The following is a 26862-nucleotide window of genomic DNA, read 5'->3' on the forward strand; positions in this document are numbered from 1 at the left end:
ATGATAATCAATTTCATCCAGGAGGACATATGACCCGAACTAAAAATATCTTTATTCTCTGCATTGTAATGTTAACGGTTATGATTGCAGGATGTAGCAAAGAAGAGAAGAAAGAAACGAATACAGCAGCAGAAGGAAAAGAATCGTATGTAATTAAGCATGCGATGGGGGAAACAACGATTAAAGGAATACCTAAAAGAGTCGTTGTCCTAACAAATGAAGGTGCCGAGGCACTTTTAGCGGTAGGAGTTACACCGGTTGGTTCTACAAAACCAAGAGCTGGTGAAGAATGGTATCCGCATTTAGCAAAAGAATTGAAAGATACAAAAGTTGTAGGAACTGAGCGTGACGTTAATTTAGAGGCGATTATGAAATTAAAGCCTGATTTAATTATTGGGAATAAGATGCGTCATGAAAAAGTATATGAACAATTAAAAGAGATTGCACCTACTGTTTATGCTGAAACACTACGCGGGGATTGGAAAGAAAACTTTACGTTATACACAAAAGCCGTAAATAAAGAAAAAGAAGGTCAAAAAGCGCTGGATGATTATAAGAAGCGTATTGAAGCGATAAAAGAGAAACTAGGAGATAAAATAGTATCTAAAGTTTCTATCATTCGTTTCGTTCCAGGTGATGTTCGTATTTATCAAAAGAATTCATTCTCTGGTGTTGTTTTGCAAGATATCGGATTTAAGAGGCCACCACTTCAAGATAAGGATGATTTTGCGATAAAAGGTGTTACAAAAGAGCAAATTCCAAATATGGATGGAGACTACTTATTCTATTTCACATCTGATAAAGATGCTAATAAAAATAATGAAGGAAATACGATAGCGAAAGAATGGACAGAAGACCCACTCTTTAAACAGCTACAAGCTTCCAAAAATAATAAAGTATTCGAAGTAGATGAAGTTATTTGGAATACAGCAGGCGGCATTAAAGCGGCAAATCTTATGTTGGATGATATTGAAAAATACTTTCTGAAATAAGTAAATAACCTATAAAAACACATCACTATTAAATTGTGATGTGTTTTTATATTCTTAAATAACTGAAAAATCATCACTATTAAGTGCAAATAAGTTGTAAAATGAAAATAATTATTAGGAAAGGAGTGGTAATATGGCAACAGGTGTTCATAAAGATTGGATTTTGTTTAATGGAAGAATTGTGAATATGAAGGAAGAACAGCCAATGGTTGCATTAGAAGAGCGAGGTTTACAATTTGGTGATGGTATATATGAAGTGTTTCGTTTATATAATGGGAAACCTCACCTACTAGATTTACACTTAGAAAGATTCTTTAAATCTATGAAGGAAATTCATCTTGTTCCACCTTTTACAAAAGAAGAATTAATTGAACAACTTCAGCAATTAATTGAGAAAAATCAATTTCAAGAAGATGGGAATGTGTATATTCAAATTTCAAGAGGCATGCAGCCACGAAATCATGTATATGAATCAAATCTAGAGCCAACTTGTTTTGCAAACATTGTTTCATTCCCGAGACCGCTATCTCTAATGGAAAAGGGAATAAAAGTAACAGTGGAAGAGGATATTCGCTGGAAGTTTTGCCATATCAAATCTTTAAATCTTCTTCCTAATATTATGATTAAGAATAAAATTAATGAAGAAGGGTATCAAGAAGCGATATTAGTTCGAGATGGAATTGTAACAGAAGGATGCCATTCGAATTTCTTTATTATAAAAAATAATAAAGTGATTACGCACCCAGCGGATCAACTTATTTTACATGGAATTACTCGTCATCATGTCATTTCATTAGCAACAGCTCTACATATTGAAGTAGAAGAGCGAGGGTTTTCATTACAAGAAGTATACGAGGCAGATGAATGCTTCTTTACAGCAACACCCCTTGAAATACTCCCTGTCATTCAAATTGGAGACGAATCATTTGGTAATGGTGAACGGGGACCTGTTACAAGGAAGTTACAAGAAGCTTATGAAGAAAGCATCGCTACCTTTAAAGTAATAAATTGAATGCGCAAGGAAAATGAAGCTGGTATTCCTCCAGCTTTTTTTCGTGATATAATTATAAGCATAGGACAATTTTTGAAAATGCTATAAAAGGGGATTTTATGTATATGAATTATGAAGCATTTAAAGAAGTAATTCACGGACGACGCAGTGTTCGGAGGTTTACAGAACAAGAAGTATCTATTGGTAACATAGAGGAAATTATTGATTGTGCTCGTTATGCTCCAAGCGATACGAACTCACAAACGTGGGAATTTATTGTTATTATGAATCGGGATAAAATTAAAGAAATTGAGCAAATGACATGGGATGCTTTACATAAATTGGCTGAAAAAGCAACGGAAAAAGGAGAAGAAAAAGCAGGCAAATTACTTACGCGTTCGTTTGGACCATATGCAACTGCTTTTTCTGATGCACCGGTTTTAATCGTATGTTTAGCTACACCATATGAGTCAAAGTTTCGTGAAAAGATATTTGATCCAATTGACTTCGTTCCAGATTCAGTATGGGAAGAAGAGGGGATTAAGAGTAGTTGTTTAGCTGCGCAAAATTTAATGTTAGCAGCATATGCAAGAGGTCTTGGGACTTGCCCGATGACAGGGCCGGTGTTATTAGCTCAAAATGAACTGCGACAATATTTACAGATTGAGCCTGAGAAACAAATTAATATGGTAATTTCGCTAGGGTATCCAAAAGATAAACCGAAGAAACTTGCTCGAAAAGAAGTAAAAGATATTACAAAGTTTATTTTGTAGGATGTTATGTAAAAAATTAGAAAAAGACATTGGATGTATCAATGTCTTTTTCTAATTTTTCTAGAGGAGAATATTTTTTAGTGATAATGGGCTAAAATGGAGAGTAAGAAGGAATTTCTAATTATTTCTTGAAAAAATTAATGATGTTAAAAAAGAAAGTATGGTACAGTAATGATGAACGGAATGTTTGTTCACGGAAGTTTAAAAAACTGAACTTAGAACAGATAATTATTTCTGTATAATAAATAAAGAATAAATTTACAGGGGGGATGAATTTTGAAGAAATTCATAATCACTGGATTGTCTGCTTTGTTACTGGTGGGGTGTGGTGTCCCGAATGGAAAAGAAGAAACCCAGCCAGTAAAAGAAGAACAAGTTGTAAATGCAAGTGATGAGAGTGTGACTCCTTTTCCAGAGGGAACAATGCCAATTGGTGAAGGGAAAGTAAAAGTAATCACGCCAGATGGTACTTCTGAAGATGGGAAGATACCAACTGTATTTGTAAAGAAGGATACTCTAATTCAGCAAGTTGAATTAGAACTTGCCGATTTTCAAAATGATAAAGAAACATTCGTATTCGTAGATAATATATTTGAAGATAAACATCATGTTACTAGCATGACGCAGACAACAGTAGAATTAAAGCAAAAAACGTTAGAGACAGGGTATCATACAATAACTGCAGTTCAATTTGAAAATAATGCTCCAGCGGGAAAAGTTATTAACTTTGTACAGGCTAAATTTGAAAATAAACCTGCATATTAAAAAGGTAATACTCTGTTATGTTAGAGAGGGAAAGGTACATCACGATAAAGAGTGATGTACCTTTTTGGTTTTTATTCCGATTCTACCATTTGCGGGCAGTAAGACTCCCACCTCAAAATTCGGTGAAAATAAAGAAATTAGGTGGGAGAGTAACTGCCCATAAAAGCCCGATTGGTGAGGGGAAATAATTAATGGAGGATGGAGAATCCCCCACTGATTAAAGTTTCAATTTATCTTTTTATAAATACACATTAAGAAGAATTTGAATAAGTTACAATAAGAATTAGCACGAATTATCAAAAAATATTTTGATGAAAATATAAAATAGATTAAAAGAGGGGGGAGTGAAGATGGATTATTTCGAAAAAATCCAAAACTCTATTGAATTTATTGAAAGCAATCTACAGGACAGACTTAATGTTGTTGAAGTTTCTTGGCAATCTTGTTTTTCTCCGTTTCATTTTCAAAGGCTGTTTCAAGCGATTACAGGTTTTTCTGTACAAGAATATATAAGAAATAGAAGGCTATCTGAAGCTGCCATTTCATTAAGGGAAACAAGAAAGAATATATTAGAAATTGCGATTGATTTTCAATATAACTCACAAGAGGCATTTACACGGGCATTTGTAAATTATTTTGGAATGACTCCTGCTAAATATCGAAAGTCAGAAATCGCTTTACATTTACAAGCTAAAATGAATTTTTTTGACTATAAAAAGGAGAGGAAGGGAGACTTGATTATGAATAAACCTAATATTGTACAATTAAGCAAAAGGGATATTATCGGTTTTGAATATAAAACTAATCTAAACAATGAAAAATACTTTGAGGAAATTCCAAAATTTTATTTTGACTTTGGAAGTAATGAATATTATTTGAGGATTCTTGAGAAAATTGCACCTAATATGTCATATGGTATCGCATGTGATTTTCATGATGATGGTAATTTTTCGTTCATTATTGGAGAAGAAGTACAGGGGAGTGCTGCAGAATTAGACGATGGGTTTGTTAATTTTGAAATTCCAGAAGGTAAATATGCTGAATTCAAAGTAAACGGTTCGACTGATTTAGTTCAAAATACGAGAAGGTATATTTATGGTACATGGCTACCAAACTCGAATTATGAAAGAAGAGAAGGACCAGATTTTGAAATTACCGATGTATTGCAATCAATATATCCAAATCAAATGAAAGTGATAATATATATACCTATACTTTAAATATAAATGTTTCGTAGGGATTTGTTTGAAAATGTCGAATAAAATATATTGCGTCGTAAAAACACGTTTTCTATTGTTTAGCGTGAAACAAGTAGGGAGGAGAATGAGTGATGAAACGTGCTCTTATAAATATTGATTATACATATGATTTTGTAGCAGACGATGGTGCTTTAACGTGTGGAAAGCCGGGACAAGATATTGAACAGCATCTTGTAGCGATTACGAAGCAGTATATTGAAAACGGAGATTATGTTGTGTTTGCCATTGATAAACATGAAAAGAATGATTCCTATCATCCTGAGACACAATTATTTCCACCACATAATATAGCGGGAACAAAAGGAAGAGATTTATACGGAGAGTTACAAAAGGTGTATGAAAAATATCAAGACAATGAGAATGTATACTATATGGACAAAACACGTTATAGTGCTTTTGCTGGAACGGACTTAGAAATGAAACTAAGAGAAAGAGGAATACAAGAAGTCCACCTTGTTGGTGTATGTACGGATATTTGTGTTCTACATACAGCAGTGGATGCCTATAATAAAGGATTTCACATCGTTGTACATGAAAAAGCAGTGGCTTCTTTTAATGAACAAGGACATGAGTTTGCAATTGGACACTTTAAGTCTTGTTTACATGCCGAAGTGCAGTGAAGAGAAACAAAAATGCGGGATAAAAGGAATGGAACAATACTTAGACGGCTCTTGGTCGTTCGGAACTGCAAGATTAGTAAACAAATACAACAAATCGAAAAGTTATTGATATAGAGTAAAGAAGCTGATACATTCAGCTTCTTTTTTAATTTATAGTATTTAGAAATTTCTTAATGTTATAATGGTAGTTGGTGATGAACATGAATTATGATGAAAAGCAAATGCGCCGGTTAGAGGCGTTAAAAGAAATTGCAGAGTTGTTAAATGAGGCAACTGATTTACAGGAAATGTTGGAAAAAGTATTACATACATTATTGCAAGTTATGAATTTACAAACAGGTTGGATTTTTTTTATTGATGAAAAAGGAACGCATCGTATGCTTGTTGATAGGAATTTGCCACCAGCACTCACATGGCGGGAAAAGAAGCCGATGTGTGAAGGAGATTGTTGGTGCGTGAATCGATTCGTAAATGGACGTTTAGAAAAGGCAACAAATATCATTGAGTGTAAACGAATTGAAGATGCTATTGAATATAATTGGGGAGAGACCGAAGAGATTACACACCATGCGACGATTCCTCTTCGTGCTGGCAGCGAGAAGTTCGGTTTATTAAATGTTGCTTCACCTCATAAAACACATTTTTCAGAAGAAGAACTAGCGTTATTAGAGGCGATTGCATTCCAAATTGGAACAACGATACAACGAATTAGGCTAGTTGAGAAAGAGCGCAAATATGTAATTGTAGCGGAGAGAAATCGACTCGCACGTGATTTACACGATTCGGTGAAACAATTGCTATTTTCTATTATGTTAACTGCTAGAGGGACTCTTGATATGGCAAAGGACAAAGAATTACAAGAGATGCTCCGTTACATAGGGGAATTATCGCAAGAAGCGCTGCAAGAGATGACATTATTAATTTGGCAATTACGGCCAGAAGGATTAGAAAAAGGGCTTGCAGAAGCAGTACAGAATTACGGAAAGCTATTAGGTATTCAAGTAGCAATTCGAATTGATGGAGTTATTTCAATTGGTGATGAAATAGAAGAAGTACTGTGGCGTGTGAGTCAGGAAGCCTTACATAATTGTAAAAAACATGCTTCATGTGAGAGAGTATCTGTTAGCTTGAAAACAGAAAATAATAAGTTGAACTTTCAAATTGAAGATGACGGCATTGGGTTTATTAGAGAAACAGTGAGAGATTCAGCACTTGGTTTAAAAAGTATGAAAGAACGAATTGAATTGATGAAAGGAACATTTCGAATAAGAACGAAACCGGGACAGGGGACAAAGATTGAGATTCAATTACCGGTTTGAAAGGGAGAAACACATTGAAAATTAAATTATTACTTGTAGAGGATCATCATATTGTGCGAAGGGGACTTGTATTCTTCTTAAAAACGAAAGAGGAATTTGAAATTATAGGAGAAGCAGAGAATGGGGAAGAGGCGTTAGCGTTTGTTCGAAAAGAAAGGCCAGATGTAGTATTAATGGATTTATCAATGCCGAAAATGGATGGAATTGAAGCGACAAAAAGATTGAAGCAATATGATGCGACAATTAAAATCCTTATGTTAAGCAGTTTTTCAGAGCAAGATTACGTTCTTCCAGCGATGGAAGCTGGTGCGGATGGTTATCAACTAAAAGAAGTACAGCCAGATCAACTTGTTGCTTCTATTATTGCTGTACATCAAGGCAATGCAAATTTCCATCCGAAAGTAACGCCTGCTTTGTTAGGACGACCGGCAGTGAAAGAGGAAAAAAAAGATAATTTTTCTATGCTGACAAAAAGGGAAAAAGAAGTACTGCGTGAAATTGCGAAAGGAAGAAGTAATAAAGAAATTGCAGCAGAGCTTCATATTACAGAACAGACAGTTAAAACACATGTTTCAAATGTACTTGCTAAATTAGAAGTAGATGATCGGACGCAAGCGGCTTTGTATGCTGTAAAAAATGGTGTTGTATAGGAAGATGTTGAGGTGCCAGTAGCTATACGCTCGTATGAACAAAATTGTTTAAATCTATCCGAATGTGTAGGAGAATACATAACAGAAAACAATGAAGCGCTTCAGATTACAAGTTCAAATAACCAATTCTATGTTACGATTCCAAAACGTTACGGAGTATTATATAAGTTTAAAATTTTGCCTAGTCGCATGCAAAATGAAACGATAACATTCCGTACTACATATATTAATGAAGAGGTAGAAGTCAATATAAGAACAGGATTATTACGGTATAAAGACGTCACTGCAAAATATACAAAAGCATATAAAATACATAACAATACCAATAAAGATTTTTCTTCTTTCGATAATTAGGTACGATAGAGCTACTATGGAAGGGGAAGATACATCATGTCTGGTACAAAAAGTGGAATAGGAAAGATTCGGGCTTCATTAAATGGTTTATCACCGAAGCTTCGAAGTATTGCTGAACATATTATTAAACATCCGCAAGATGCTGTACATAAATCAATTACGGAATTAGCTGAAGTTACTAGTAGTTCAGAAGCGACTATAGTTGTTTCAGCACTTCGAAATCAGTTCGGCGGACACGCTGTTGTAAAGAATGATTAATTGATATATCAGGAACTCATACGAAAGTATGAGTTCTTTTTGTATTTCTCATACTATTTTCTCAAAGCTTTTCCCTCTTTTTACTGTTTTTTGTGTAGAATTTTCTGATAGTATAGAGGTAGAACTTAAAACAAAGGGGAGAAATAAACATGAAATTAGTTGTAATTAACGGAACACCACGTAAATTTGGTAGAACACGTGTCATTGCAAAATATATTGCAGAACAATTTGAAGGAGAGTTATATGATTTAGCAACAGAACAATTGCCTTTATATAACGGTGAAGAATCACAACGTGAACTAGAAGCAGTAACTAAATTAAAAACAATAGTGAAAGAAGCTGATGGTGTTGTCCTTTGCACACCTGAATATCATAATGCGATGAGTGGTGCGCTCAAAAATGCATTAGATTTCTTAAGTAGCAGTGAATTCGTCCATAAACCAGTTGCTTTATTGGCGGTTGCAGGCGGCGGAAAAGGCGGTATAAACGCGCTTAATAGCATGCGGATTGTCGCGCGAGGCGTATATGCAAATGCGATTCCAAAACAAGTTGTACTAGACGGTTTATACGTACAAGATGGTGAACTTAGTGAAGATGCAAAACCATTAATTCATGATCTTTTCAAAGAGTTAAAAGCATATATGAGCGTGTATAAAGAAGTGAAAAAGCAATTAGGGGTTGAGTGATAATTTTTTAGAGGGCAATGTTCTATTATTCATTGCCTCTAGCACCTTTGTGAAAACGATTTCAATCAATAAGGTCCACAGAATAGTGATATAAATAGAAGAATTTTTAATAAAATTGATTTTATGTATGGAAATTAAGGTGGTGAATAAGGATGATTACACATTTTTCAGAGCTGAGATTACAGACAGTATCTATTCAAGGCGTAGAACAAGTATATGGAGAACGCCTCGGGATCCCAATTTTATTAAAAACGGATAAACAGATAAGTTTTCGATTAGCGCCACATGTAACTTTATCTTTTGAAGAAGCATATGAGCCAATTTCACCTGCTCATTTTGCTTTTCAAGTACCATTTTCAAAATTTTATGAAGCAGCAAAACGGATTCAGGAATCTGGTTTGCTTATTGTAAAATGGGAAGACGGTCATGACATTGATGAAGAGGATAATCGATTAAATTTATATTTTCGCGATGGGGACGGAAATCTTCTAGAGATTATTGCACATAAATATATTGATGAAGGTGTTTTAGTTCCACATACACCTTTAAACATTCTTTATATGAGAGAAATAGGTTGCCCAGTTGAAAATGTACCTATATTTAGAGAATGGCTAAAATCTAATTTATGCATGAAAACATTTGAAGATGGTGGGATTTTCAACTTTATGATTGGTGGCACAGCCCATATTGTTGCAAGTTGGAAGGGGAGAACTTGGATTCCAATTGCAATGAAAGCTTTGCCTCCAAAGATACATGTTTCATTTGGAACACCAAGTCTACACTTCATACAAAAGGTTCAGAATCATCTAAGACAAAATGATGTACCTTGTCAGTTTAGTAAGAATGAACTATCGTTTGTTCAAGAAGGATATTCTTTTTCTATACAACATACTCCGCATTTTAAAGCTGATATTCCTAATAAGTTAAATTTGCCACTTTCTATTTAAGTGGTATTTTTTTGACTTGTATTCAAAACACCTGTTGCTTCATTCGTTTAATTGCTATACACATATTAACGATCTGGATACGTTTCTTGTAAAAAACCGACAGATTGTTTAATTAATGCTTTTAGAACATTAAGATCAATATCTGCTACTTTATTAATGTATATACACGCTTTTCCAGATGTATGTTTTCCAAAGTCTTTTAATAATTCTTCTCGCTTAGGGTCACCCGTCGCAAAATATAAACTAATCTTGGCTTTACGAGGGGAAAAGCCTACTAATGGTGCATCTCCTTCATGACCAGATGCATATTTATAGTGGTATGTACCAAATCCAATTATGCTTGGTCCCCACATCTTTGCTGGATAACCTGTTGTTTCAGTAAAGATATCTAATAACTGATATGCGTCTTCTCGTTTTTTTAGGCTGTCAACATTTTCAATAAACTCGATTACACTATTGTTGGTTTCTGTTGTTTTGAGTTTATACATAATAGAATCGCCCCCTTTTTAGATATAGGTTTTATCGCATATTTCATTATAATACATAGTTTGAATCAAAGTTACAGAATCTCGTGTATTCTTAAAAGAAATAAAAACTTTTGAATAAAAATTTACTTTCTCTTTTCATCCTTAAAAATAACACAAAATTATTTCATTTCATCTAACTTACCTTTTTTTCTAAGTAAATCGGCTTTTGTTATATCTCTAGAAATAATAAATAGAAATAAGTTAACCAAGACTAAAATGACATCTATACAAATGACCCAAGAATCACTTTTTATAAAAGAATTAGTCATAACCAATATTAATAAGCTAATTCCTGAAATTAAACGTACTTTGTTTTGTCCTATTTTCAACATAAAATCATCTCCTTTTCACTATATTACAATATTCTTATTGTATTTAATATATATTAAATTATAAGCATGTAATGAATACACTAAATGTAACCTTTTATCCCGAATAAACGGGAAGGAATATCCTCACCTCAAGATGCAGAGAGAAACAAGGATGTTAGGTGGGAGATCAACTGCCCGTAAAAGTCCGATTGGTGAGGGCTAATAATCAGTGTGGGAAAGAAAACCCCACTGATTAAAGTTTCACTTTATCTTGATATCCCAAAAATAAAAAATACTCTTGAAATAAGGAGAAACTTCCAATAAATCTATTGTATGACGAGAGAGAAAATACAAAATCTATAAAGGAACCATATAAAAAGAGGATGTGAAACAAAATGGGAAAAACGAAAGCGTTAGGATCAGCGAAACATAAAGGAAATCAAACTCAGTGTCATACATCTTCTAAAAAAGGGCGTAATGCTCAAAACGCAGGACAACGTAGTCACTAAAAAATACTTCTGTCTCCCTTTCTTTTTCTATATAATATAAAGAAAGGGAGTGTAAGCTTATATATGAACAAATGGATACTACTTGTTACTTTATTATTTCCACCATTATGCATAATGTATATGACATATCGAATGAAAAAAGTTGCTTGTGAAAAGTTAAGTGATAACGCTCCATATGTATTAATTTTAGGTGCAAAATTATTTGGGGATAAACCTTCTTTATCTCTTCAAAATCGACTGGATGTAGCCTTAATGTATTTAAATTCTCGTCCGGAAACAAAAGTAATTGTATCTGGAGGACAAGGTGAAGATGAGGACATTCCTGAAGCACATAGCATGCGAAATTATTTAATAAAGCATGGAATTGAAGAGAATCGTATTTTCATTGAGGATCGTTCGACAAGTACTTATGAAAATCTAAAGTTTAGCATGGATTTATATCATGTAATGCACGCGGTAGTTGTGAGTAATACATATCATCTATATCGAACAAAAATTATTGCTAAGCGTTTAGGAATGCAGATGGAGTCACTCGCGGCACCAACACCAAGGCGTTCAGAGAAGAAAGCATATATACGTGAATATGCAGCAATTATTAAAACAGTATTATTCGATCATTAGAGCTCAAGTAAGGGCTCTTTTTTCGTGAATAAAAAGCGTATCATTTGAAAAGAAGGAAAGATTCTATCAGAATGAAAGAAACAATAATAAGGGAGTTGTATTTGTGATTCGATTTAATCATGTGTCAAAAGCATATGAAGATGGTACAAAAGCAGTAGATTCATTACATTTAGAAATTAAAAAAGGAGAGTTTTTTGTCCTTATCGGTCCGAGTGGTTGCGGAAAAACAACAACGATGAAAATGATTAATCGTTTAATTGAAACGACAGAAGGTTCCATCTCTATCGATGGAAAAGACATCCAAGATTACAATATTCATGAATTGCGTTGGGATATCGGGTACGTTCTGCAACAAATTGCATTGTTTCCTCATATGACAATTGCTGAAAATATTGCGATTGTACCTGAAATGAGAAAATGGAGTAAAGAAAAAGTTCGAGAGCGTGTGGATGAGTTACTTGATATGGTTGGATTAGATCCAGATGTATATCGAAATCGTATGCCTGATGAATTATCTGGTGGACAGAAGCAACGTGTGGGAGTGGTAAGAGCACTGGCTGCTAACCCGAAAATCGTTCTCATGGATGAACCATTTAGCGCGCTAGATCCATTAAGCCGAGAACAGTTGCAAAAGGATATTGTAGAATTACAGAAAAAAATTCAAAAAACAATCGTGTTCGTGACACATGATATGCAAGAAGCGTTAACACTTGGTGATCGTATTTGCGTGATGAGAAAAGGAAAAATCGTTCAATTAGATACACCGGAAGGAATCATACATAACCCAGTAAATGATTTTGTAGAAGAATTTATTGGAAATCGTGTTCGCCCTTGGTATGAAGGGAAGAGCATTGAAGATGTGTTGCCACTTGCGAGTGATAGAAAAGTAGACAATGATGTTTTACCTCTATCTCTGCATGCTTCACTACAAGAGGCGTTGATTCGTTTGGAAGCAGAAGAGGCAATCCCGATTGAAAGAGAGGGGCAATACGTGGGGACATTAACGAGCCGTCATATTGTGGCATATTTGGCTGGACAAATGAAGGAGAGGGGGTAAACCGTGTCTGCATTATTACAAACGTTTCAAGAACGAAAATTAGAATTACTTAGTGCGCTGATTGAGCACTTACAAATTTCACTTATTTCTTTATTCTTTGCGGTGATGATTGCAGTTCCACTCGGTATTTTGTTAACGAGAAGAGAGCGAATTGCTGAGTTTATTATAGGCACATCTGCTGTTATGCAAACAATTCCCTCATTGGCTTTACTAGGGCTTTTAATTCCGCTTGTTGGTATTGGAAAGGTGCCAGCAATTATCGCGCTAGTTGTGTATGCGTTATTGCCAATTTTACGAAATACATATACGGGAATCCGTAAGTTAGATGCATCGCTTATTGAAGCAGCAAGAGCGATGGGAATGAATAGCTTTAGAAGATTATGGAGAGTAGAACTTCCTCTTGCATTGCCAATTATAATGGCTGGAATTCGTACGGCAATGGTATTGATTGTCGGAACAGCTACGTTAGCTGCTTTAATAGGAGCTGGAGGGCTTGGAAAACTTATTTTACTCGGTATAGATCGAAATGACCATGCTCTTATCGTATTAGGGGCTGTACCAGCCGCATTGTTAGCTTTATTCTTTGACGGAGTACTTCGGATGTTTGAAAGTACTGGACGCTCTCCTAAGCGAATTATATCGGCAATATGTATCATTGTAGTTGTTATAGCTGCACCATTTCTATGGAATACGCAAAAGAAAGATATTGTGATTGCTGGAAAGCTGGGAGCTGAACCAGAAATTTTAATTCAAATGTATAAGCAGCTGATCGAGCAAGATACTGATTTAGATGTAGAATTGAAACCAGGACTTGGGAAAACAGCATTTGTTTTTGAAGCTTTAAAATCAGGGGAAATTGATATGTATCCTGAATTTTCAGGGACTGCTTTAGCTACTTTTGTAAAAGAAGATCCAAAAAGTACAAATCGTAAAGAAGTATATGAACAAGCACGCCTAGGGATGGAAAAGAAATATCATATGGTGATGCTAAAGCCGATGGAATATAACAATACATATGCACTTGCAATGCCAAGAAAAGTTGCAGAGCAGTATAATGTGAAAACAATCTCAGATTTACGAAATGTTGCAGCAAATGTTAAGGCTGGATTTACGTTAGAGTTTGCAGATCGGGAAGACGGCTATAAAGGGATGCAAAAATTGTATAATTTCCAGATTGCAAACGTAACAACAATGGAGCCGAAGTTACGATATGGTGCAATTGAGTCGGGGGAGGTTACTGTTATTGATGCTTATTCTACTGACAGCGAACTTGAACAATATGGCCTCCAAGTACTAGAAGATGATAAAGGGTTATTCCCACCTTACCAAGGAGCTCCTTTATTAAGAAAAGAAACGCTTGATAAATATCCTGAACTTGAACAGACATTAAATAAACTTGCTGGGAAAATATCAGATGAAGATATGAGAAAAATGAATTATGAAGTAAATGTGAATGGTAAAAGTGCAGAAAGAGTAGCGAAACAATTTTTAGAAAAAGAGGGATTGATTCATTAATATTTGCAAAAAATATACAATTTAATGACTGGAAATCGACCGTTCATAATAAAATGAACGGTTTTTTTGTGCATACTTATACAATTTTTCAAAAAAGTATTCCCTTTTTGCTCATTTTCTTTTAGAATAAGTAATGTTTTCCTGAAAAAATATAATAGAAACATCTATTAGAGAAAAAGGTGACTTTAATAGTTGAACGGATGAACATAACACCTAGAATGACAGATGGGGTGGTACCGATAGAAAAGAAATTAGGATTTTTTCCATTAATCGCATTAGTAGTAGGAACAATGGTTGGCGGTGGTGTTTTTAGTTTACCGCATGATTTAGCAGTAGGCGCAAATAGTGGCGCAACGATAATTGGATGGTGTATTACAGCAATGGGAATGATTCCACTTGCACTTGTATACCAAACGTTAGCAAGACAAAAACCAGAGCTTGAAGGCGGAATTTATAGTTACGCACGCACAGGATTTGGTGAATATGTTGGTTTTAACAGTGCATGGGGATATTGGCTTGCAGGGATTTTAGGAAACGTAGCTACGATTATGTTATTGTTTAGTACACTTGGATATTTTTTCCCTATTTTTAAAGGAGGAAACAACGTTGCCTCCATCGTTGGTGCATCTCTTTTATTATGGACGCTGCACTTCCTTATTTTAATTGGAATTCGTGAAGCGTCTATTATGAACTTTGTTGCAACAATTGGAAAACTAGTTCCGATTTTATTATTTATTGCAGTTATGGTTACAGCGTTTCGCTGGGATACATTTACACATGATTTTTGGGGTGAGGGAACCGTTTCTATTTCTTCTGTCCTTGGTCAAGTGAAAAATACGATGCTTGTTACACTTTGGGTATTTATCGGTGTGGAAGGAGCAGTCGTATTATCTGGAAGAGCAAAAAACAGCCGTGATGTTGGAAAAGCAACGGTTGTTGGATTAATTTTAGTTATGTCCATCTATATTTTAATCTCAGTCCTTTCTATGGGGGCAATGACAAGACAAGAGCTTTCTCTGTTAGAAACGCCGTCAATGGGCCATGTATTAGAGCATGTTGTTGGACCATGGGGAGCATTTGCCATTAATATCGGATTGGTTGCTTCACTTGTTGGGACATTAATTGGATGGTTCTTACTCGTTTCTGAAATTTCTCACGTAGCAGGGAAAGATGGCGTATTTCCGAAAGCCTTTACGAAGACAAATAAAAAGCAGACACCACATATTGCATTATGGATTTCAAATGGTGTCGCACAAACATTGTTTATTATCGTTTTGTTTTCGGAATCAACGTATCAAATGATGTATTTTATCGCGTCTACATCTATTTTACTTCCGTACTTATTATCAGCACTTTATCAGTTGAAATTAGTTGTAACGAAGGAACTGAAACGTGCGAGGCTAAAAAATGGAATGCTTGCTTTAATTGCCTCATTGTATTCCGTATGGTTGATTTATGCAGCAGGCTTAAAAAACTTATTACTTGTCTCAATCGTATATGGTATTGGACTTGTTGTTTATATGTTTGCTCGAAAAGAAAAAGGAAATCGCTGTTTTTCTGGCATGGAGAGATATGTCATGGTTGTAATCGTGGTTGCAGCAGTAATATCGCTTTATATGCTTGTAACAGGTAATATAAAAATGTAAAAAAGTCCTCCTGGAGGACTTTTTTCTTTGCATACAAGGAATTTTATGTTATTTACAGAATATCTAATATATAAGATGTTTAGGAGGGATGAGAATGGAAGAAAAAGAACAACTCTTAAGAATTATGGAATTGGCAAGTGATTTACGAAAAGTATTAGTACAAGAATCATTTTTTAATCATCATCCCGAACTACGTGGAGCGATTGAGAATTTAGCTGGTTCTGTGGAGACTTTAGCAAGCCTGCAACATAATAAAGATGAAAATGCCGAGGATAAACTACGATACGTACTTGCTAAAATGAAAATTGCTCACAATGCGATTATGCAAGAGAAAAAAGCTTTCCCTTCTCACTAATATAAGTTTTACTTTTGTAACCTGACGGTGTACGTCAGGTTTTTTTGTTTCTAGTTTTCTTTTACAGTTCATATAATAAGAACAGTATGAAAAAAAGAAGGTGAGTATATTGAAGCTACATAAAGCTCTCCATCCAAGTTTTATAAAGCGGATGTATCACATGAGATTTCTTGGAAAGTTCGTTGAAGGTGAGGAGGAAAAAAAGAATACTTTTTCTGTACAATGTCTTTCACAAATTCCTTCTATTTTGAAATCGCAATTTGAAGGTGAAGTATATTTGTTTGAAGGACTATATACTAACAAAAAAAATGAGAGAATATTTGCGGATTTAAAGAAAAAAAAGTTAGAAAAACAATTGGTATTGTTTCGCCTTTATTATGAAAGAGGGAACTTGTATGTTGAATTAATATGTACAGAACAACGGGAAATCGCGGATGCATATAAGATTATCCCTTCGCCAAGATTAGTAGGATATAAAAAGAGAGAATCTTTAGAGCGAAAGCTAGGTAATGGGTACTTATCTTTTCTTATTCCTAAATTCCCACACGATTTCGAAGTACCACAGTTGTTATGGTATGAAGGTAGATTATATGGGAATTTATCATTAAAATCATCCATTAGTTCAATTGCATATTGCGAACAAAAAAAGGAATGCAAATATATCGAAATTGATAATTGGACCAAGTATATAGAAGTGAAAGCGGATGATCATTTGTATTTTGTAAGAGAAAATATGTATGATCAACTTCTAAAGCAAATCGAAGAAGAGGGAAAACGGGTGGAAGTAGTAGACATAAAAGGGCAAAAAGAAGACCAAGAATGGAATGAGCGTGAATCTACATTTATACAGTATGTACAGAACTTAATCAATAATAAAGGTTTGTATTTAGATGCAACGGATATTTTTAACTTTCATATTAGTGTAAAAACAAATATGTTAACGATTCTTGCTGGTATCCCAGGAATCGGGAAATCTCGTTTTGTGCAAGTATATGCAGAAGCGTTAGGGTTAACGTATGGAGAAGAATTGTTATGGATTCCAATTTCTCCATCTTATCAAGAACCACACGATATAATAGGTTATCTTCATCCAAATGGAACATATATCGAAAGTGAAACGAAGTTAATTCGGACATTATTAAAAGCATATGAAAATCCGAATCAGCTTTATATGATTGTATTTGATGAAATGAATATGTCACATATTGAACATTGGTTTACACCATTTTTATCTATTCTTCAATTAGAAAAGAAAAATCGTATTCTTTCTTTATATGAGGAAGGAAATGAAATAGAAAATATAATTCCACCTAAAATTGAAATTGGTGAAAATATTATTTTTATCGGGACTGTAAATTTTGATGAAACAACGAAAGAATTATCTGATCGCTTATTGGATCGAACAAATCTTATTACACTTCAAAAGATTCCATTTTGTGAAATCAATATGCAGCAAAATAAAGGGATACAAATCCCGCCCCTACAAGTAACAACAGGAGAGTTTCGTATGAATTGGTTACGAAATAAAGAGATAATTGATGTACTTTTTGAAGAAGAATTAGAACTATTAGATAAATTACACGGCGTATTATCATCACATGACGCATCGAAAGGCGTTTCTTTTCGATGCGCTGCTGCGATTGCGACTTATTTGCAAAATATCCCTCCAAAAGATAATCAATCTTATATGATTAGCCGAGAAGAGGGTTTTGATTTACAAGTAAAACAGCGTATTTTAACAAAATTACGTGGTACGGAAATGACAATTGGTCCACTTCTTCGTGAGGATGAAAAGAAAGGGCTATCGCTAGTATCATTATTACAATCTCCACTTGCGAATTGTGTCTCCGCATTCGAACATTCTCTAGCTTATATTAGACAAAAACGGCGTGAATTGGAGTTGTATGGGTATGCGAAATGAGGAGCAGCACGAGACGGAAATTGTAGATACAAAAGATAAGCTCCCGTTCGTATTAAAATTAATTATTGGAACAGAAGGAAAAGGAGATTTTATATTTTTGAATCGTCTTTGTAAACACACTACAACAATGGCACATTGTGTTTATAAAGTGCAAGAATTAAAAGCATTACGTTTGACTTTACATTGTGAAACGCCAATCCGTGTTACTTTTATATGGAATAAAGTGTATGAAGGGCAAAAAGATAAGAAAGAATGGCAATATGAATTGCATGAAAAAAGAGAAAAAGTATTATTATATGAACATGGAAAAACTGATTTTTTTTATCCTTGGCGTTGTGGTTTGTATCATTTCGAGGTGAAAGTGGAAGAAGAGATATACTATGGAGCGTTTCAAATTGTTCCTAAAAATTTTTTTGATGATCAATTTGAAACGATTCAAAATTATGTAAAATCAATTTTGAATGAAATTATGCTAGATCGTGGTTATTATAAAAAGACATTCTCAACGCTAATTGACATTGAAGATTCTTCCTATTTAATGCTACTTCGAATGCTGCCACAAAAAATGAAAAAAATAAAGCAGCTTTATAAAAAAGTTGAAGAGAACACAAGATATATCGATAGATATGAGTGGGAAATACGGGAACGAAAAGCGACGATGAAAAGTGTGATAATGAACGAGAAAAAGCCTCACGCTAAGTATTATAATCGCAGATTTATAGAACAAACAGATAGTTTGGAGAATGCTTTTCTAAAATTTACAACGAAACAATTTTATCAATATTTACTTGAAGCGCAGGCTTTCTTACAAAAGACAATCGAAATATTAGAAAGAGCAACACATACAAAAAAAGAGGAACAACAAGCAGTAAAAACAATTATGCAAACCATTGAAAGAAACGGGTCTGTAACAGATAGGGAGAAGCAAAAATATCGAAATATTCATTTGTTAAAAGAGGCAGACTTGCGGAAAGCATCTATGAAAATACAAGAGTATAAAATTTTAAATCATATTGTCCACCAAGCTATACTGTACTTTCAAAATTTGTTAAATTCTCCATTCTGGAGAGGGATTTCTGAAAAGACAAATATAACTATGCATGCTTTACCTGTTACTCATCGGCAACTATTATATCATTTAGAGTTTCTACCACGTTATAATCAACAATCTCCAGCTTTATTATTTGTGTATAAACCAACGTTTTTAGTGTATGAGTATTATGCATTTTTTATCATTATTTCTATATTGCAACAGTTAGAATTTAAAGATGAAATTTCATTACGCGAACAAATTCAAACTTATTTTTACTTAGATGGTTTACAGGATGGTACGACAATTGTTTTAAATCGTGAAAATATTCAAATCCATGTAGTGTTTAATGACCTTATTGAAACGCACCCACTCATTGCACTTAGTAAAGGAAGTCATTTCTATAATGGAGAAGATACGAAAAAGCCAGACATTCGTTTAGATTGTTATGTGAAGCAAGGGGAACGTTATGAGTACCAGTCGTCTATTATTGTTGAGGTGAAATATAGTCCTATGTTTAATATTTTTCAGCCTGTTGGAAATACAAAAGCAACAGAGCAAATGTACAAATATTGGTCCATTAAATATGTAGAAGAACAAGATGGAAAACGTATTTTTCACCGAAGGGCGATTCATGAAGTGATTTGTGTATACCCAGGCAGTCATATGCACGGGAAGAAAATAGAAGCAGGTTGCGGAGTCTTTTTGCAATTATATCCATATAAAACAAAGCAGGGAGAAGAAAAGTTAGCTGGAAAGCATGGTCTTGTACAGATTTTCGAGAAATGGTTAAAAAATATTGTAACATGAAAAGAAACCTTTCTTTACGGAAAAGGTTTCTTTTTGTGTAAGTAAATTGAATTGTTGAAGTGAGTATAATTGTGAATTTATGGTATTGTAGAATTAAATACCCATAGAGGTGATAAAACAATAAAGGTAATTTCTAATTATATACAATGGAAGTGTCACTTTATATAAATATAAAAAAATGAATAGGAACTGGTTAATTTTTATAGAATGTATAATGTAGTAAATACCTTTTAGTTGCATGCGGAGATTTGTTCTTATATGATAGATGGTGAAAGCGTTATCAAAATATAGAGCGGCGATGGGAAAGGCGGGGAAATATGTTCCAGCGTGTTCAAACAAAGGAAGAACATTTTTGGTTCGAGCAACTGTGGGGAGATTTTTGTGAAGAGAGAGATTTAATGTTTGTAGAGCGTAATTTAAATCCATCACGATTTTTATTAATAGAAGAAGGACATTCTATTGGTACAGTAGAGTGTATTCGATATACGACACCTGAACAATCTAATTCTGAGTTTTTCTATCCGTTTTCTGAAAATGAGTTAATGAAAGGTTTAAAGAATGTTTATGAAATAGGAAAGTTAAGTATTGCGAAAACATCGCGCGGGAGAGGACATTTCAAAAGGTTAACAGCTATTTTATTTATTCATGCTTTAGAAATGAAAGCTGAGTGGTATATTGCTGTTGTTACAAAAAGAATGTATATGTATTTACTTACAATTGGTTTTCCAATTGAACCAATTGATGATCCGTTTTATTTTCATGATACATTGCAAGGGGTACCTGTTCGAATTCATGCTCGGAAAGGATTAACACATTTGTATTCCTTAAAAGAATTTCGGGATATTATTCAAGGAAATGCTCATGCGCAGGCATTAATCAAAGAGAACAGTAAAAATATTATGTTAACAAGATGAAGTGTCACAAATTTTTATAAATTATTGTGATTGATATCACATCCCTTTTTCTCAATGTATATTAAGCTTAGTTTGTAATGAATGATTGGGAAAGGGTGGGATGATATGTTTTGCTATCAATGTGAACAAACGCCAACAGGCGGATGTAAAGTAATGGGTGTTTGCGGTAAGAATGAAACAATTGCAAGTTTACAAGATACGATTGTGTTTGGGTTAAAAGGAATTGCTGCTTATCGTACCCATGCTGCGCAGCTAGGGTATACAGATCCATTTGTAGATGCTACAACTCAAGAAGCGTTATATATGACATTAACAAATTCTAACTTTAATGAACAAGAACATATTGATATGGCTATGAAAGTTGGGAAATCAGCTTTACGGGTGATGGAGTTGTTAGATGAGGCACATACGAATCATTTCGGTGTTCCAGAGCCTGTTCAAATTACACAAAATCATGTAGAAGGTAAGGCAATTGTTGTTACTGGTCATAATTTATTTGCATTAGAGGAATTATTAAAGCAAACAGAAGGAAAAGAAATTAATATTTATACGCATTCTGAAATGCTACCAGCACACGGATATCCACAACTGAAAAAATATAAACATTTAAAAGGAAACATTGGTAAGGCATGGTATGATCAACGACGTCTTTTTGAAAAATTTACCGGTGCGATATTGGCTACAACGAACTGTGTTATGCCAATTAAAGGATCATACTCTGATCGCTTCTTTACATATGATATTGCCGGCCTGGAGGGTGTACGGAAAATTGAAAATGATGATTTTGCACCATTGATTAAAAAAACGCTAGAACTTCCCGAAGTACATATGGAGTCGGATGAACAGTTAGTAACAGGGTTTCATCATAATACAGTATTATCATTAGCTCCAGAAATCATTGAGGCAGTAAAGGGAGGGAAAATTAAGCGCTTCTTTGTCATCGCAGGTTGTGATGCCCCAGGAAAAGGCGGAGAATACTATCGTGAATTAGCAACGTCACTTCCGCAAGAAACGGTTATTTTAACAACTTCTTGTGGGAAATTCCGCTTTAATGATGTGAATTATGGTGTTGTACCCGGTACGGAGATTCCACGTTACATTGACTTAGGGCAATGTAATAATTCAATCTCTACAATAAAAATAGCGGCAGCTTTAGCAGATGCTTTTCAATGTGAAGTGAATGAATTGCCAGTTAGTATTGTCCTATCTTGGTTTGAACAAAAAGCGGTTGCCATTTTACTTGGGCTATTTAGTCTTGGGATTCAAGATATTCGTATCGGTCCAAAGGCCCCTGAATTTATTTCACCTGGTGTGCTTGATGTATTACAAGAAACATTTGGTTTAAAACTTATTACAACTGCAGCAGAAGATATGAATATGATGTTATCGTAACAAAAAGGATGTCTTGTAATGAGACATCCTTTTTATATAAATAAAAAAGCGCATGATAATTGACTAGGGGGGAGTCAATTATCATGCGCGAACAAACAATTGGAAAAGAACTAAAATCCGAATATACTTAAAATCATTTTACGACGTTTCGGTTTTTCTTCTCGTTCATATGTTGGCGTGATATCAGGTGTGATGTAAATTGGTTCTTTTTTCTCAAGAGCAGCTTCTAATTTTTGAATTCTATCCATCATTTCTTCCATTTCTCTGCGATGTTGTAGCAATTGGTAATTGACGACATCATCTGCTTTATCTTGCATTTTTTCCTCTATACGATTTAAACGGTGTGTAATTGTATTTAATTGTGTAACAAATTGTTCAAAATCAGTTGATGGTTCTACTTGTGAAATTATAGCTGGAGATAAGGTTTGTTCTATATGAGAACGATGATATTCTAACATTTTATCTAAGTTGTCTTGAGTGAAAATGAAATGACCGTACTTGTTTTTTTCTATATTGAGATTCAATTGTTGTGCAATTCGAACCACTGCCTTTGGGCTAACACCTAACTTTTTCGCAATAATGGGTGTTTTATATTCCAAGGTAAATCCCTCCTATATATATCCTGTTGAATTATTTCGAGGTATTAAGCTTCTTCCCTGCATGGGTGACAAAAGAAGTGAGGAATCGGCAAAGAAAGTGTTTTTTCACGAGAATTAGTTTTTGAGCATATAGATTCTTCTAAAAAGAGAGAAAAATGTCTGTTTTTTTTCAATTATTCTAGTTTGACTGAAAGAAGATATTTAGATTATCATAAATATAAATATCCTCTTTATGTATGCATATAATGTATAAAAAGGTGATGGCGAATGTAGAAACTTGTAAGATGATAAGAAAAGTCTTTTTCGCTTGAATAAATTAATTAGGAGGTGGCTTCCTTGCTTACAGCGTAAGTAAGGAAACGTATTTGGACATATATAGTATAAGTATGGTGATTGTTTTAATTGCCTTAACTGCATTTTTCGTTGCGGCCGAGTTTGCAATTGTGAAAGTAAGAGGTTCACGCATCGATTTTTTAATTGCAGAGGGAAATAAACGTGCAATTCCTGTGAAAACAGTCATTACAAACTTAGACGAGTATTTATCAGCTTGTCAATTAGGAATTACAGTTACAGCTCTTGGACTCGGATGGTTAGGAAAGCCAGCAATAAAGCACATGTTTGATTCGCTTTTCGCAAGATGGGAAGTGCCTCCCCAGGTTGCTGATATTTTGGCTGTGATTCTAGTGTTTATGTTCATTACTTTTTTCCATGTTGTTGTGGGAGAATTATCACCAAAAACATTGGCGATTCAAAAGGCAGAACAAGTGAGTTTACTCGTTGCTAAACCGCTTATTTTCTTTTATCGAATTACTTTTCCGTTTATATGGCTTTTAAATGGATCTGCTCGATATGTAACAAGAATGTTTGGTTTACAAACTGCGAAAGAGCACGAGGAAGTCCATTCGGAAGAAGAATTACGGTTGTTAGTGTCAGAAAGTTATAAAAACGGTGAAATTAATCAATCTGAATTTAAATATGTAAATAAAATCTTTGAATTTGACGATCGTATTGCAAAAGAAATTATGGTCCCACGGACAGAGATGAACATTTTAGATAAAGATACTTCTGTTAAAGAAGCATTGCAAAAAATGTCCAATGAGAAATATACAAGATACCCAGTTGTTGATGGGGATAAGGATCATGTTATCGGTTTTGTAAACTTTAAAGATATTTTCACAGATTTTGTGAAACATGGTGCCTTTAGCAAAGAAACGGTGCAGCAGTATATTCGTCCCATTATACTTGTCATTGAATCGATTGCAATTCATGATTTGTTTTTAAAAATGCAACGAGAGCGTACACATATCGCTATATTAATTGATGAATATGGTGGAACAGCAGGTCTTGTAACAGTTGAAGATATATTAGAAGAAATTGTTGGCGATATTCAAGATGAATTTGATATAGATGAAAAACCAGAAATCCAACATATAAGTGAAACAAAGACAATTTTAGAAGGAAAAGTATTTGTTAGCGAAGTAAATGTATTGTTAGGTTTATCTATTGATGATGATGATATTGATACAATTGGTGGATGGATTTTAACAAAGCACCTAGAAATTACAGAAGGTGATATTGTTGAAATTGAAGATTATAATTTTTGCGTTAAGGAATTGGATGGCCACTATATCAAGCAGATAGAAGTGACAAAGCGAGCAGCTCCCATTTTAATTTCAGAAACTGAAAAACCAATAACATTACAAGAACAAGTAAGCTCGTAAACTCTGCATTTAGCAGAGTTTTTTTAGTAGGGAAAATATTTTTTTATGTAATGGGACAATGCTACAATAAAATAAGTCAGACATTTAACGAAAGCAATGCATGGAATTGATGAACTAGAATTAGATAAATACAAATTAAAAGACTGACATAAAACCTAATTTTTAGGTGGGAGAGAGCATCCGGCGGTCAGACCCTTTTTCTGCTCCATGTCGAGTGAAAACAAATGCAGACCCCCCATTTTGTTATTCATAGCCGCGGCTTATATGTCAAAAAATCAAAATGGATTTATATGGGCAGTTTCATGATTAAAGACATCATATGCGGTGTCAAAGAAAGTGGTACAGGTCGTGAAGGAATTAAATATGCGATTGAAGAAATGACAGAGATGAAACTAATCTTCATAAAAAAATAAATATAAATAAAAGGTACACTTATTATCTAAGTAAGTGTACCTTTTATTTATCTCGCTATTTGCGTGCAGTAAGACCCCCATCTCAAGATTCAGAGAGGAGCAAGGAAGAGAAGTGAGGGATAACTGCCCGTAAAAGACCGATTGGTAATGGAAGTGTCACATTATCGTGTATTATTTCATCTCTTGTTTAAAAATCGTATCTTCAACATAAACTTGTTCTTTATCTACCGCTGTGTTATGCGCAAGAACTAAACCAATTGGTGTTTGTGTACCTTTATTTTGGACGATTGTAAAAGGTACATTTTTTTCGTTTGCTAATTTAATGTATTTTGATAAATGTGGGTAAGAGATGCTGCCGTTTACATATAGTTGTAATGATTGAGAAGTGCGCATGCTATTAGCTACTTCTGTGTAAACATTGCTTTGCATCACTTGACCGATTGTTAAAGCGATTTCCACACGCTCACGCAATGTGCCTAAGTACATATTGCGTTCTTCTGGTTTGTTTTGCTTTTGGCCATGAATGCCTTCTTGGAGATAATCTTCCACATTTTTATTTACCATATTTTTCACACCTTTCATATCTTATTGTACGCAAGAAATGAAAAGGATGCAAAAAAAGACATTTCAAATACCATATTCAAATTAACTTTATCAACAGAAATTAACAAAATGTGACAATAATCTCTTAACGAAACTCGTTTTTTGTGTTAATATTCAAAATATATAGGGTATTCGTCGCATGGAAATGGAGGGAATGGGGGTTTTTCCAATCGATAAGGATATTAAAGAAGTATTTTGTTCGCACTTGAAAAACAACAGGCACCAATTCGTAGAGAACTGGAAAAACAAAATGATAATTTCCGAAAAAGATCCATTTAAGCAAGAAGTAGCTCAGAATGGAGAGAATTTATTAGAGTTAATCATTGAACTTATTATGGAAAATAAGGATGTAGCTCACCTACAGCCGTTATGTGAAAAAATTGCAATTGAGCGAGCAGGGGCGGACGTTAATATTGGAGATTTTGTCTATAATGCGAATGTAGGAAGAAATGAACTATTTGAAGCAATGTGCGAATTAGATGTTAAAGCTCGTGAATTAAAACCAATTATGACAAAAATACATACTTGTTTTGACAAATTAATTTATTATACGGTTTTAAAATATTCGGAAATTATATCGAGAAATTTAGAAGAAAAACAGCAATATATAAATGAAACACATAAAGAAAGATTGACGATTTTAGGACAAATGTCGGCTAGTTTTGTTCACGAGTTTCGAAATCCATTAACCTCCATTATGGGGTTTGTGAAATTATTGAAATTAGATCATCCGAATTTATCATATTTAGATATTATTTCACATGAATTGGACCAATTAAACTTTCGTATTTCGCAATTTTTACTTGTTTCAAAAAAAGAAATGTGGAATGAGTCTGAACGATTTTGGCTAAATGATTTGTTTCATGATATTATTCATTTCTTATATCCAAGTCTAGTTAATGCAAATGTTTCAATTGAAAAGATTTTACCGTATCCTATCTCATTTGTAGGATACCGTAGTGAAGTAAGACAAGTTTTTCTAAATATTTTAATGAACTCAATCGATGCTCTCGAAGTGATTAAAGAAGATCGTAAAATTATTATCGATACATGTGAAGAGGAAGAAAGGATTCATATTGTTATTAAAAATAATGGACCGATGATTCCGGCAGAAAGTATTGAAACGATTTTTGAACCATTTGTCACGACTAAGAAATTAGGAACTGGCATCGGTTTGTTTGTATGTAAACAAATTGTTGAAAAGCATAATGGATCGATTACGTGTCGCTCTGATTCAGAATGGACAGAATTTCATATTTCATTTCAAAAATAAAGAGAAAAAAGTCTACACCAAGAGAATGGTG

General features: G+C 34.1%; 26 protein-coding genes and 1 pseudogene. 23 read left to right on the plus strand and 4 right to left on the minus strand.

All coding sequences use genetic code 11. From position 1 onward, the window contains the following. Positions 1–29 precede the first annotated feature (29 nt). The 12 genes and pseudogenes from C568_RS0116270 to C568_RS0116325 all read left to right on the plus strand — a co-directional run bounded on the left by C568_RS0116270 (position 30) and on the right by C568_RS0116325 (position 9614). Positions 30–992 carry an ABC transporter substrate-binding protein gene (locus C568_RS0116270; protein ID WP_018782143.1) on the plus strand — a complete coding sequence of 321 codons (963 nt, stop codon included), beginning with the start codon at positions 30–32 and terminating at the stop codon, positions 990–992. Between the two features lie 133 nt (positions 993–1125). Continuing rightward, positions 1126–2004, plus strand: coding sequence for a D-amino-acid transaminase (gene dat, locus C568_RS0116275; RefSeq protein WP_003197405.1), 879 nt, complete (start codon positions 1126–1128; stop codon positions 2002–2004). Positions 2005–2108: 104 nt separating this feature from the next. Next, a complete protein-coding gene (locus C568_RS0116280) occupies positions 2109–2756 on the plus strand; it encodes a nitroreductase family protein (RefSeq protein WP_018782144.1) in 648 nt (215 codons plus the stop codon). Positions 2757–3032: 276 nt separating this feature from the next. Then, positions 3033–3521 carry a hypothetical protein gene (locus C568_RS0116285; RefSeq protein WP_018782145.1) on the plus strand — a complete coding sequence of 163 codons (489 nt, stop codon included), beginning with the start codon at positions 3033–3035 and terminating at the stop codon, positions 3519–3521. A 350-nt stretch (positions 3522–3871) separates the two neighbouring features. After that, on the plus strand, positions 3872–4741 hold the full coding sequence (locus C568_RS0116290; protein ID WP_018782146.1) for an AraC family transcriptional regulator: 870 nt from the start codon (positions 3872–3874) through the stop codon (positions 4739–4741). A gap of 110 nt (positions 4742–4851) precedes the next feature. Further along, a complete protein-coding gene (locus tag C568_RS0116295; protein ID WP_018782147.1) occupies positions 4852–5400 on the plus strand; it encodes a cysteine hydrolase family protein in 549 nt (182 codons plus the stop codon). Positions 5401–5600: 200 nt separating this feature from the next. Continuing rightward, positions 5601–6719: a GAF domain-containing sensor histidine kinase gene (locus C568_RS0116300; protein ID WP_018782148.1), complete on the plus strand. Its 1119-nt coding sequence runs from the start codon at positions 5601–5603 to the stop codon at positions 6717–6719. Between the two features lie 14 nt (positions 6720–6733). Beyond that, positions 6734–7369, plus strand: coding sequence for a response regulator (locus C568_RS0116305; protein ID WP_018782149.1), 636 nt, complete (start codon positions 6734–6736; stop codon positions 7367–7369). Positions 7370–7381: 12 nt separating this feature from the next. Further along, positions 7382–7723 carry a hypothetical protein gene (locus C568_RS0116310; protein WP_018782150.1) on the plus strand — a complete coding sequence of 114 codons (342 nt, stop codon included), beginning with the start codon at positions 7382–7384 and terminating at the stop codon, positions 7721–7723. Between the two features lie 36 nt (positions 7724–7759). Next, positions 7760–7924 (plus strand): annotated as a pseudogene (locus C568_RS0116315) (MurR/RpiR family transcriptional regulator); the annotation flags it as partial. Between the two features lie 206 nt (positions 7925–8130). After that, the gene (locus C568_RS0116320; RefSeq protein ID WP_006094747.1) at positions 8131–8667 is read left to right on the plus strand and encodes an NADPH-dependent FMN reductase; all 537 of its coding nucleotides are present in this window, start codon (positions 8131–8133) and stop codon (positions 8665–8667) included. 152 nt (positions 8668–8819) lie between these two features. Then, positions 8820–9614, plus strand: coding sequence for a VOC family protein (locus tag C568_RS0116325; RefSeq protein ID WP_006094748.1), 795 nt, complete (start codon positions 8820–8822; stop codon positions 9612–9614). Between the two features lie 65 nt (positions 9615–9679). Here the strand turns inward: C568_RS0116325 and C568_RS0116330 are convergent, their stop codons facing one another. Together C568_RS0116330 and C568_RS0116335 are read right to left on the minus strand one after the other, a co-directional pair. Beyond that, positions 9680–10102, minus strand: a complete 423-nt coding sequence (locus C568_RS0116330; protein WP_006094749.1) for a DUF1801 domain-containing protein — start codon at positions 10100–10102, stop codon at positions 9680–9682. Between the two features lie 158 nt (positions 10103–10260). Further along, entirely contained in the window at positions 10261–10473 is a 213-nt protein-coding gene (locus C568_RS0116335) for a hypothetical protein (RefSeq protein ID WP_003197440.1), read from the minus strand. Between the two features lie 551 nt (positions 10474–11024). On the opposite strand from C568_RS0116335, the gene C568_RS0116345 reads away from it, so the two are divergent. The 9 genes from C568_RS0116345 (at position 11025) to hcp (ending at position 22222) form a co-directional block, all read left to right on the plus strand. Further along, positions 11025–11582 carry a YdcF family protein gene (locus C568_RS0116345; protein ID WP_018782152.1) on the plus strand — a complete coding sequence of 186 codons (558 nt, stop codon included), beginning with the start codon at positions 11025–11027 and terminating at the stop codon, positions 11580–11582. A gap of 103 nt (positions 11583–11685) precedes the next feature. Continuing rightward, positions 11686–12639: an ABC transporter ATP-binding protein gene (locus tag C568_RS0116350; RefSeq protein ID WP_003207125.1), complete on the plus strand. Its 954-nt coding sequence runs from the start codon at positions 11686–11688 to the stop codon at positions 12637–12639. 3 nt (positions 12640–12642) lie between these two features. Then, on the plus strand, positions 12643–14154 hold the full coding sequence (locus C568_RS0116355) for an ABC transporter permease/substrate-binding protein (protein ID WP_018782153.1): 1512 nt from the start codon (positions 12643–12645) through the stop codon (positions 14152–14154). Between the two features lie 218 nt (positions 14155–14372). Continuing rightward, the gene (arcD, locus tag C568_RS0116360; RefSeq protein WP_003207126.1) at positions 14373–15800 is read left to right on the plus strand and encodes an arginine-ornithine antiporter; all 1428 of its coding nucleotides are present in this window, start codon (positions 14373–14375) and stop codon (positions 15798–15800) included. Between the two features lie 94 nt (positions 15801–15894). Then, positions 15895–16155 carry a hypothetical protein gene (locus C568_RS0116365; RefSeq protein WP_003197448.1) on the plus strand — a complete coding sequence of 87 codons (261 nt, stop codon included), beginning with the start codon at positions 15895–15897 and terminating at the stop codon, positions 16153–16155. A gap of 109 nt (positions 16156–16264) precedes the next feature. Further along, positions 16265–18076, plus strand: a complete 1812-nt coding sequence (locus tag C568_RS0116370) for an AAA family ATPase (protein WP_018782154.1) — start codon at positions 16265–16267, stop codon at positions 18074–18076. Next, a complete protein-coding gene (locus C568_RS0116375; RefSeq protein ID WP_018782155.1) occupies positions 18066–19916 on the plus strand; it encodes a hypothetical protein in 1851 nt (616 codons plus the stop codon). Before C568_RS0116370 ends, C568_RS0116375 begins: the two co-directional genes overlap by 11 nt. A gap of 317 nt (positions 19917–20233) precedes the next feature. After that, positions 20234–20830 (plus strand): hypothetical protein, encoded by a 597-nt coding sequence (locus C568_RS0116380; RefSeq protein WP_003207128.1) that lies wholly within the window; start codon positions 20234–20236, stop codon positions 20828–20830. Positions 20831–20935: 105 nt separating this feature from the next. After that, on the plus strand, positions 20936–22222 hold the full coding sequence (gene hcp, locus C568_RS0116385; RefSeq protein WP_018782156.1) for a hydroxylamine reductase: 1287 nt from the start codon (positions 20936–20938) through the stop codon (positions 22220–22222). Between the two features lie 110 nt (positions 22223–22332). On the opposite strand, the gene C568_RS0116390 is transcribed toward hcp, so the two are convergent. Then, positions 22333–22821, minus strand: a complete 489-nt coding sequence (locus tag C568_RS0116390) for a hypothetical protein (protein WP_003197459.1) — start codon at positions 22819–22821, stop codon at positions 22333–22335. Between the two features lie 386 nt (positions 22822–23207). Here C568_RS0116390 and C568_RS0116395 point away from each other — a divergent pair, with 386 nt between their 5' ends. After that, a complete protein-coding gene (locus C568_RS0116395; protein ID WP_018782157.1) occupies positions 23208–24542 on the plus strand; it encodes a hemolysin family protein in 1335 nt (444 codons plus the stop codon). Between the two features lie 584 nt (positions 24543–25126). Here C568_RS0116395 and C568_RS0116405 read toward each other — a convergent pair. Continuing rightward, positions 25127–25519, minus strand: coding sequence for a YueI family protein (locus C568_RS0116405; RefSeq protein ID WP_016132763.1), 393 nt, complete (start codon positions 25517–25519; stop codon positions 25127–25129). Between the two features lie 178 nt (positions 25520–25697). On the opposite strand from C568_RS0116405, the gene C568_RS0116410 reads away from it, so the two are divergent. Continuing rightward, a complete protein-coding gene (locus C568_RS0116410) occupies positions 25698–26831 on the plus strand; it encodes a BA2291 family sporulation histidine kinase (RefSeq protein WP_003197467.1) in 1134 nt (377 codons plus the stop codon). The last annotated feature ends 31 nt before the right edge of the window (positions 26832–26862 follow it).

It is taken from the genome of Bacillus sp. 95MFCvi2.1 (assembly GCF_000374965.1).
Classification (GTDB): Bacteria; Bacillota; Bacilli; order Bacillales; family Bacillaceae_G; genus Bacillus_A; species Bacillus_A pseudomycoides.

Coding starts and splice junctions, on each gene's coding strand:
- C568_RS0116270 (WP_018782143.1), top strand. CDS start 30: ATGACCCGAACTAAAAATATCTTTATTCTCTGCATTGTAATGTTAACG.
- dat (WP_003197405.1), top strand. CDS start 1,126: ATGGCAACAGGTGTTCATAAAGATTGGATTTTGTTTAATGGAAGAATT.
- C568_RS0116280 (WP_018782144.1), top strand. CDS start 2,109: ATGAATTATGAAGCATTTAAAGAAGTAATTCACGGACGACGCAGTGTT.
- C568_RS0116290 (WP_018782146.1), top strand. CDS start 3,872: ATGGATTATTTCGAAAAAATCCAAAACTCTATTGAATTTATTGAAAGC.
- C568_RS0116295 (WP_018782147.1), top strand. CDS start 4,852: ATGAAACGTGCTCTTATAAATATTGATTATACATATGATTTTGTAGCA.
- C568_RS0116300 (WP_018782148.1), top strand. CDS start 5,601: ATGAATTATGATGAAAAGCAAATGCGCCGGTTAGAGGCGTTAAAAGAA.
- C568_RS0116320 (WP_006094747.1), top strand. CDS start 8,131: ATGAAATTAGTTGTAATTAACGGAACACCACGTAAATTTGGTAGAACA.
- C568_RS0116325 (WP_006094748.1), top strand. CDS start 8,820: ATGATTACACATTTTTCAGAGCTGAGATTACAGACAGTATCTATTCAA.
- C568_RS0116330 (WP_006094749.1), bottom strand. CDS start 10,102: ATGTATAAACTCAAAACAACAGAAACCAACAATAGTGTAATCGAGTTT.
- C568_RS0116335 (WP_003197440.1), bottom strand. CDS start 10,473: ATGTTGAAAATAGGACAAAACAAAGTACGTTTAATTTCAGGAATTAGC.
- C568_RS0116345 (WP_018782152.1), top strand. CDS start 11,025: ATGAACAAATGGATACTACTTGTTACTTTATTATTTCCACCATTATGC.
- arcD (WP_003207126.1), top strand. CDS start 14,373: ATGACAGATGGGGTGGTACCGATAGAAAAGAAATTAGGATTTTTTCCA.
- C568_RS0116365 (WP_003197448.1), top strand. CDS start 15,895: ATGGAAGAAAAAGAACAACTCTTAAGAATTATGGAATTGGCAAGTGAT.
- C568_RS0116375 (WP_018782155.1), top strand. CDS start 18,066: ATGCGAAATGAGGAGCAGCACGAGACGGAAATTGTAGATACAAAAGAT.
- C568_RS0116380 (WP_003207128.1), top strand. CDS start 20,234: ATGTTCCAGCGTGTTCAAACAAAGGAAGAACATTTTTGGTTCGAGCAA.
- hcp (WP_018782156.1), top strand. CDS start 20,936: ATGTTTTGCTATCAATGTGAACAAACGCCAACAGGCGGATGTAAAGTA.
- C568_RS0116395 (WP_018782157.1), top strand. CDS start 23,208: ATGGTGATTGTTTTAATTGCCTTAACTGCATTTTTCGTTGCGGCCGAG.
- C568_RS0116405 (WP_016132763.1), bottom strand. CDS start 25,519: ATGGTAAATAAAAATGTGGAAGATTATCTCCAAGAAGGCATTCATGGC.
- C568_RS0116410 (WP_003197467.1), top strand. CDS start 25,698: ATGGAAATGGAGGGAATGGGGGTTTTTCCAATCGATAAGGATATTAAA.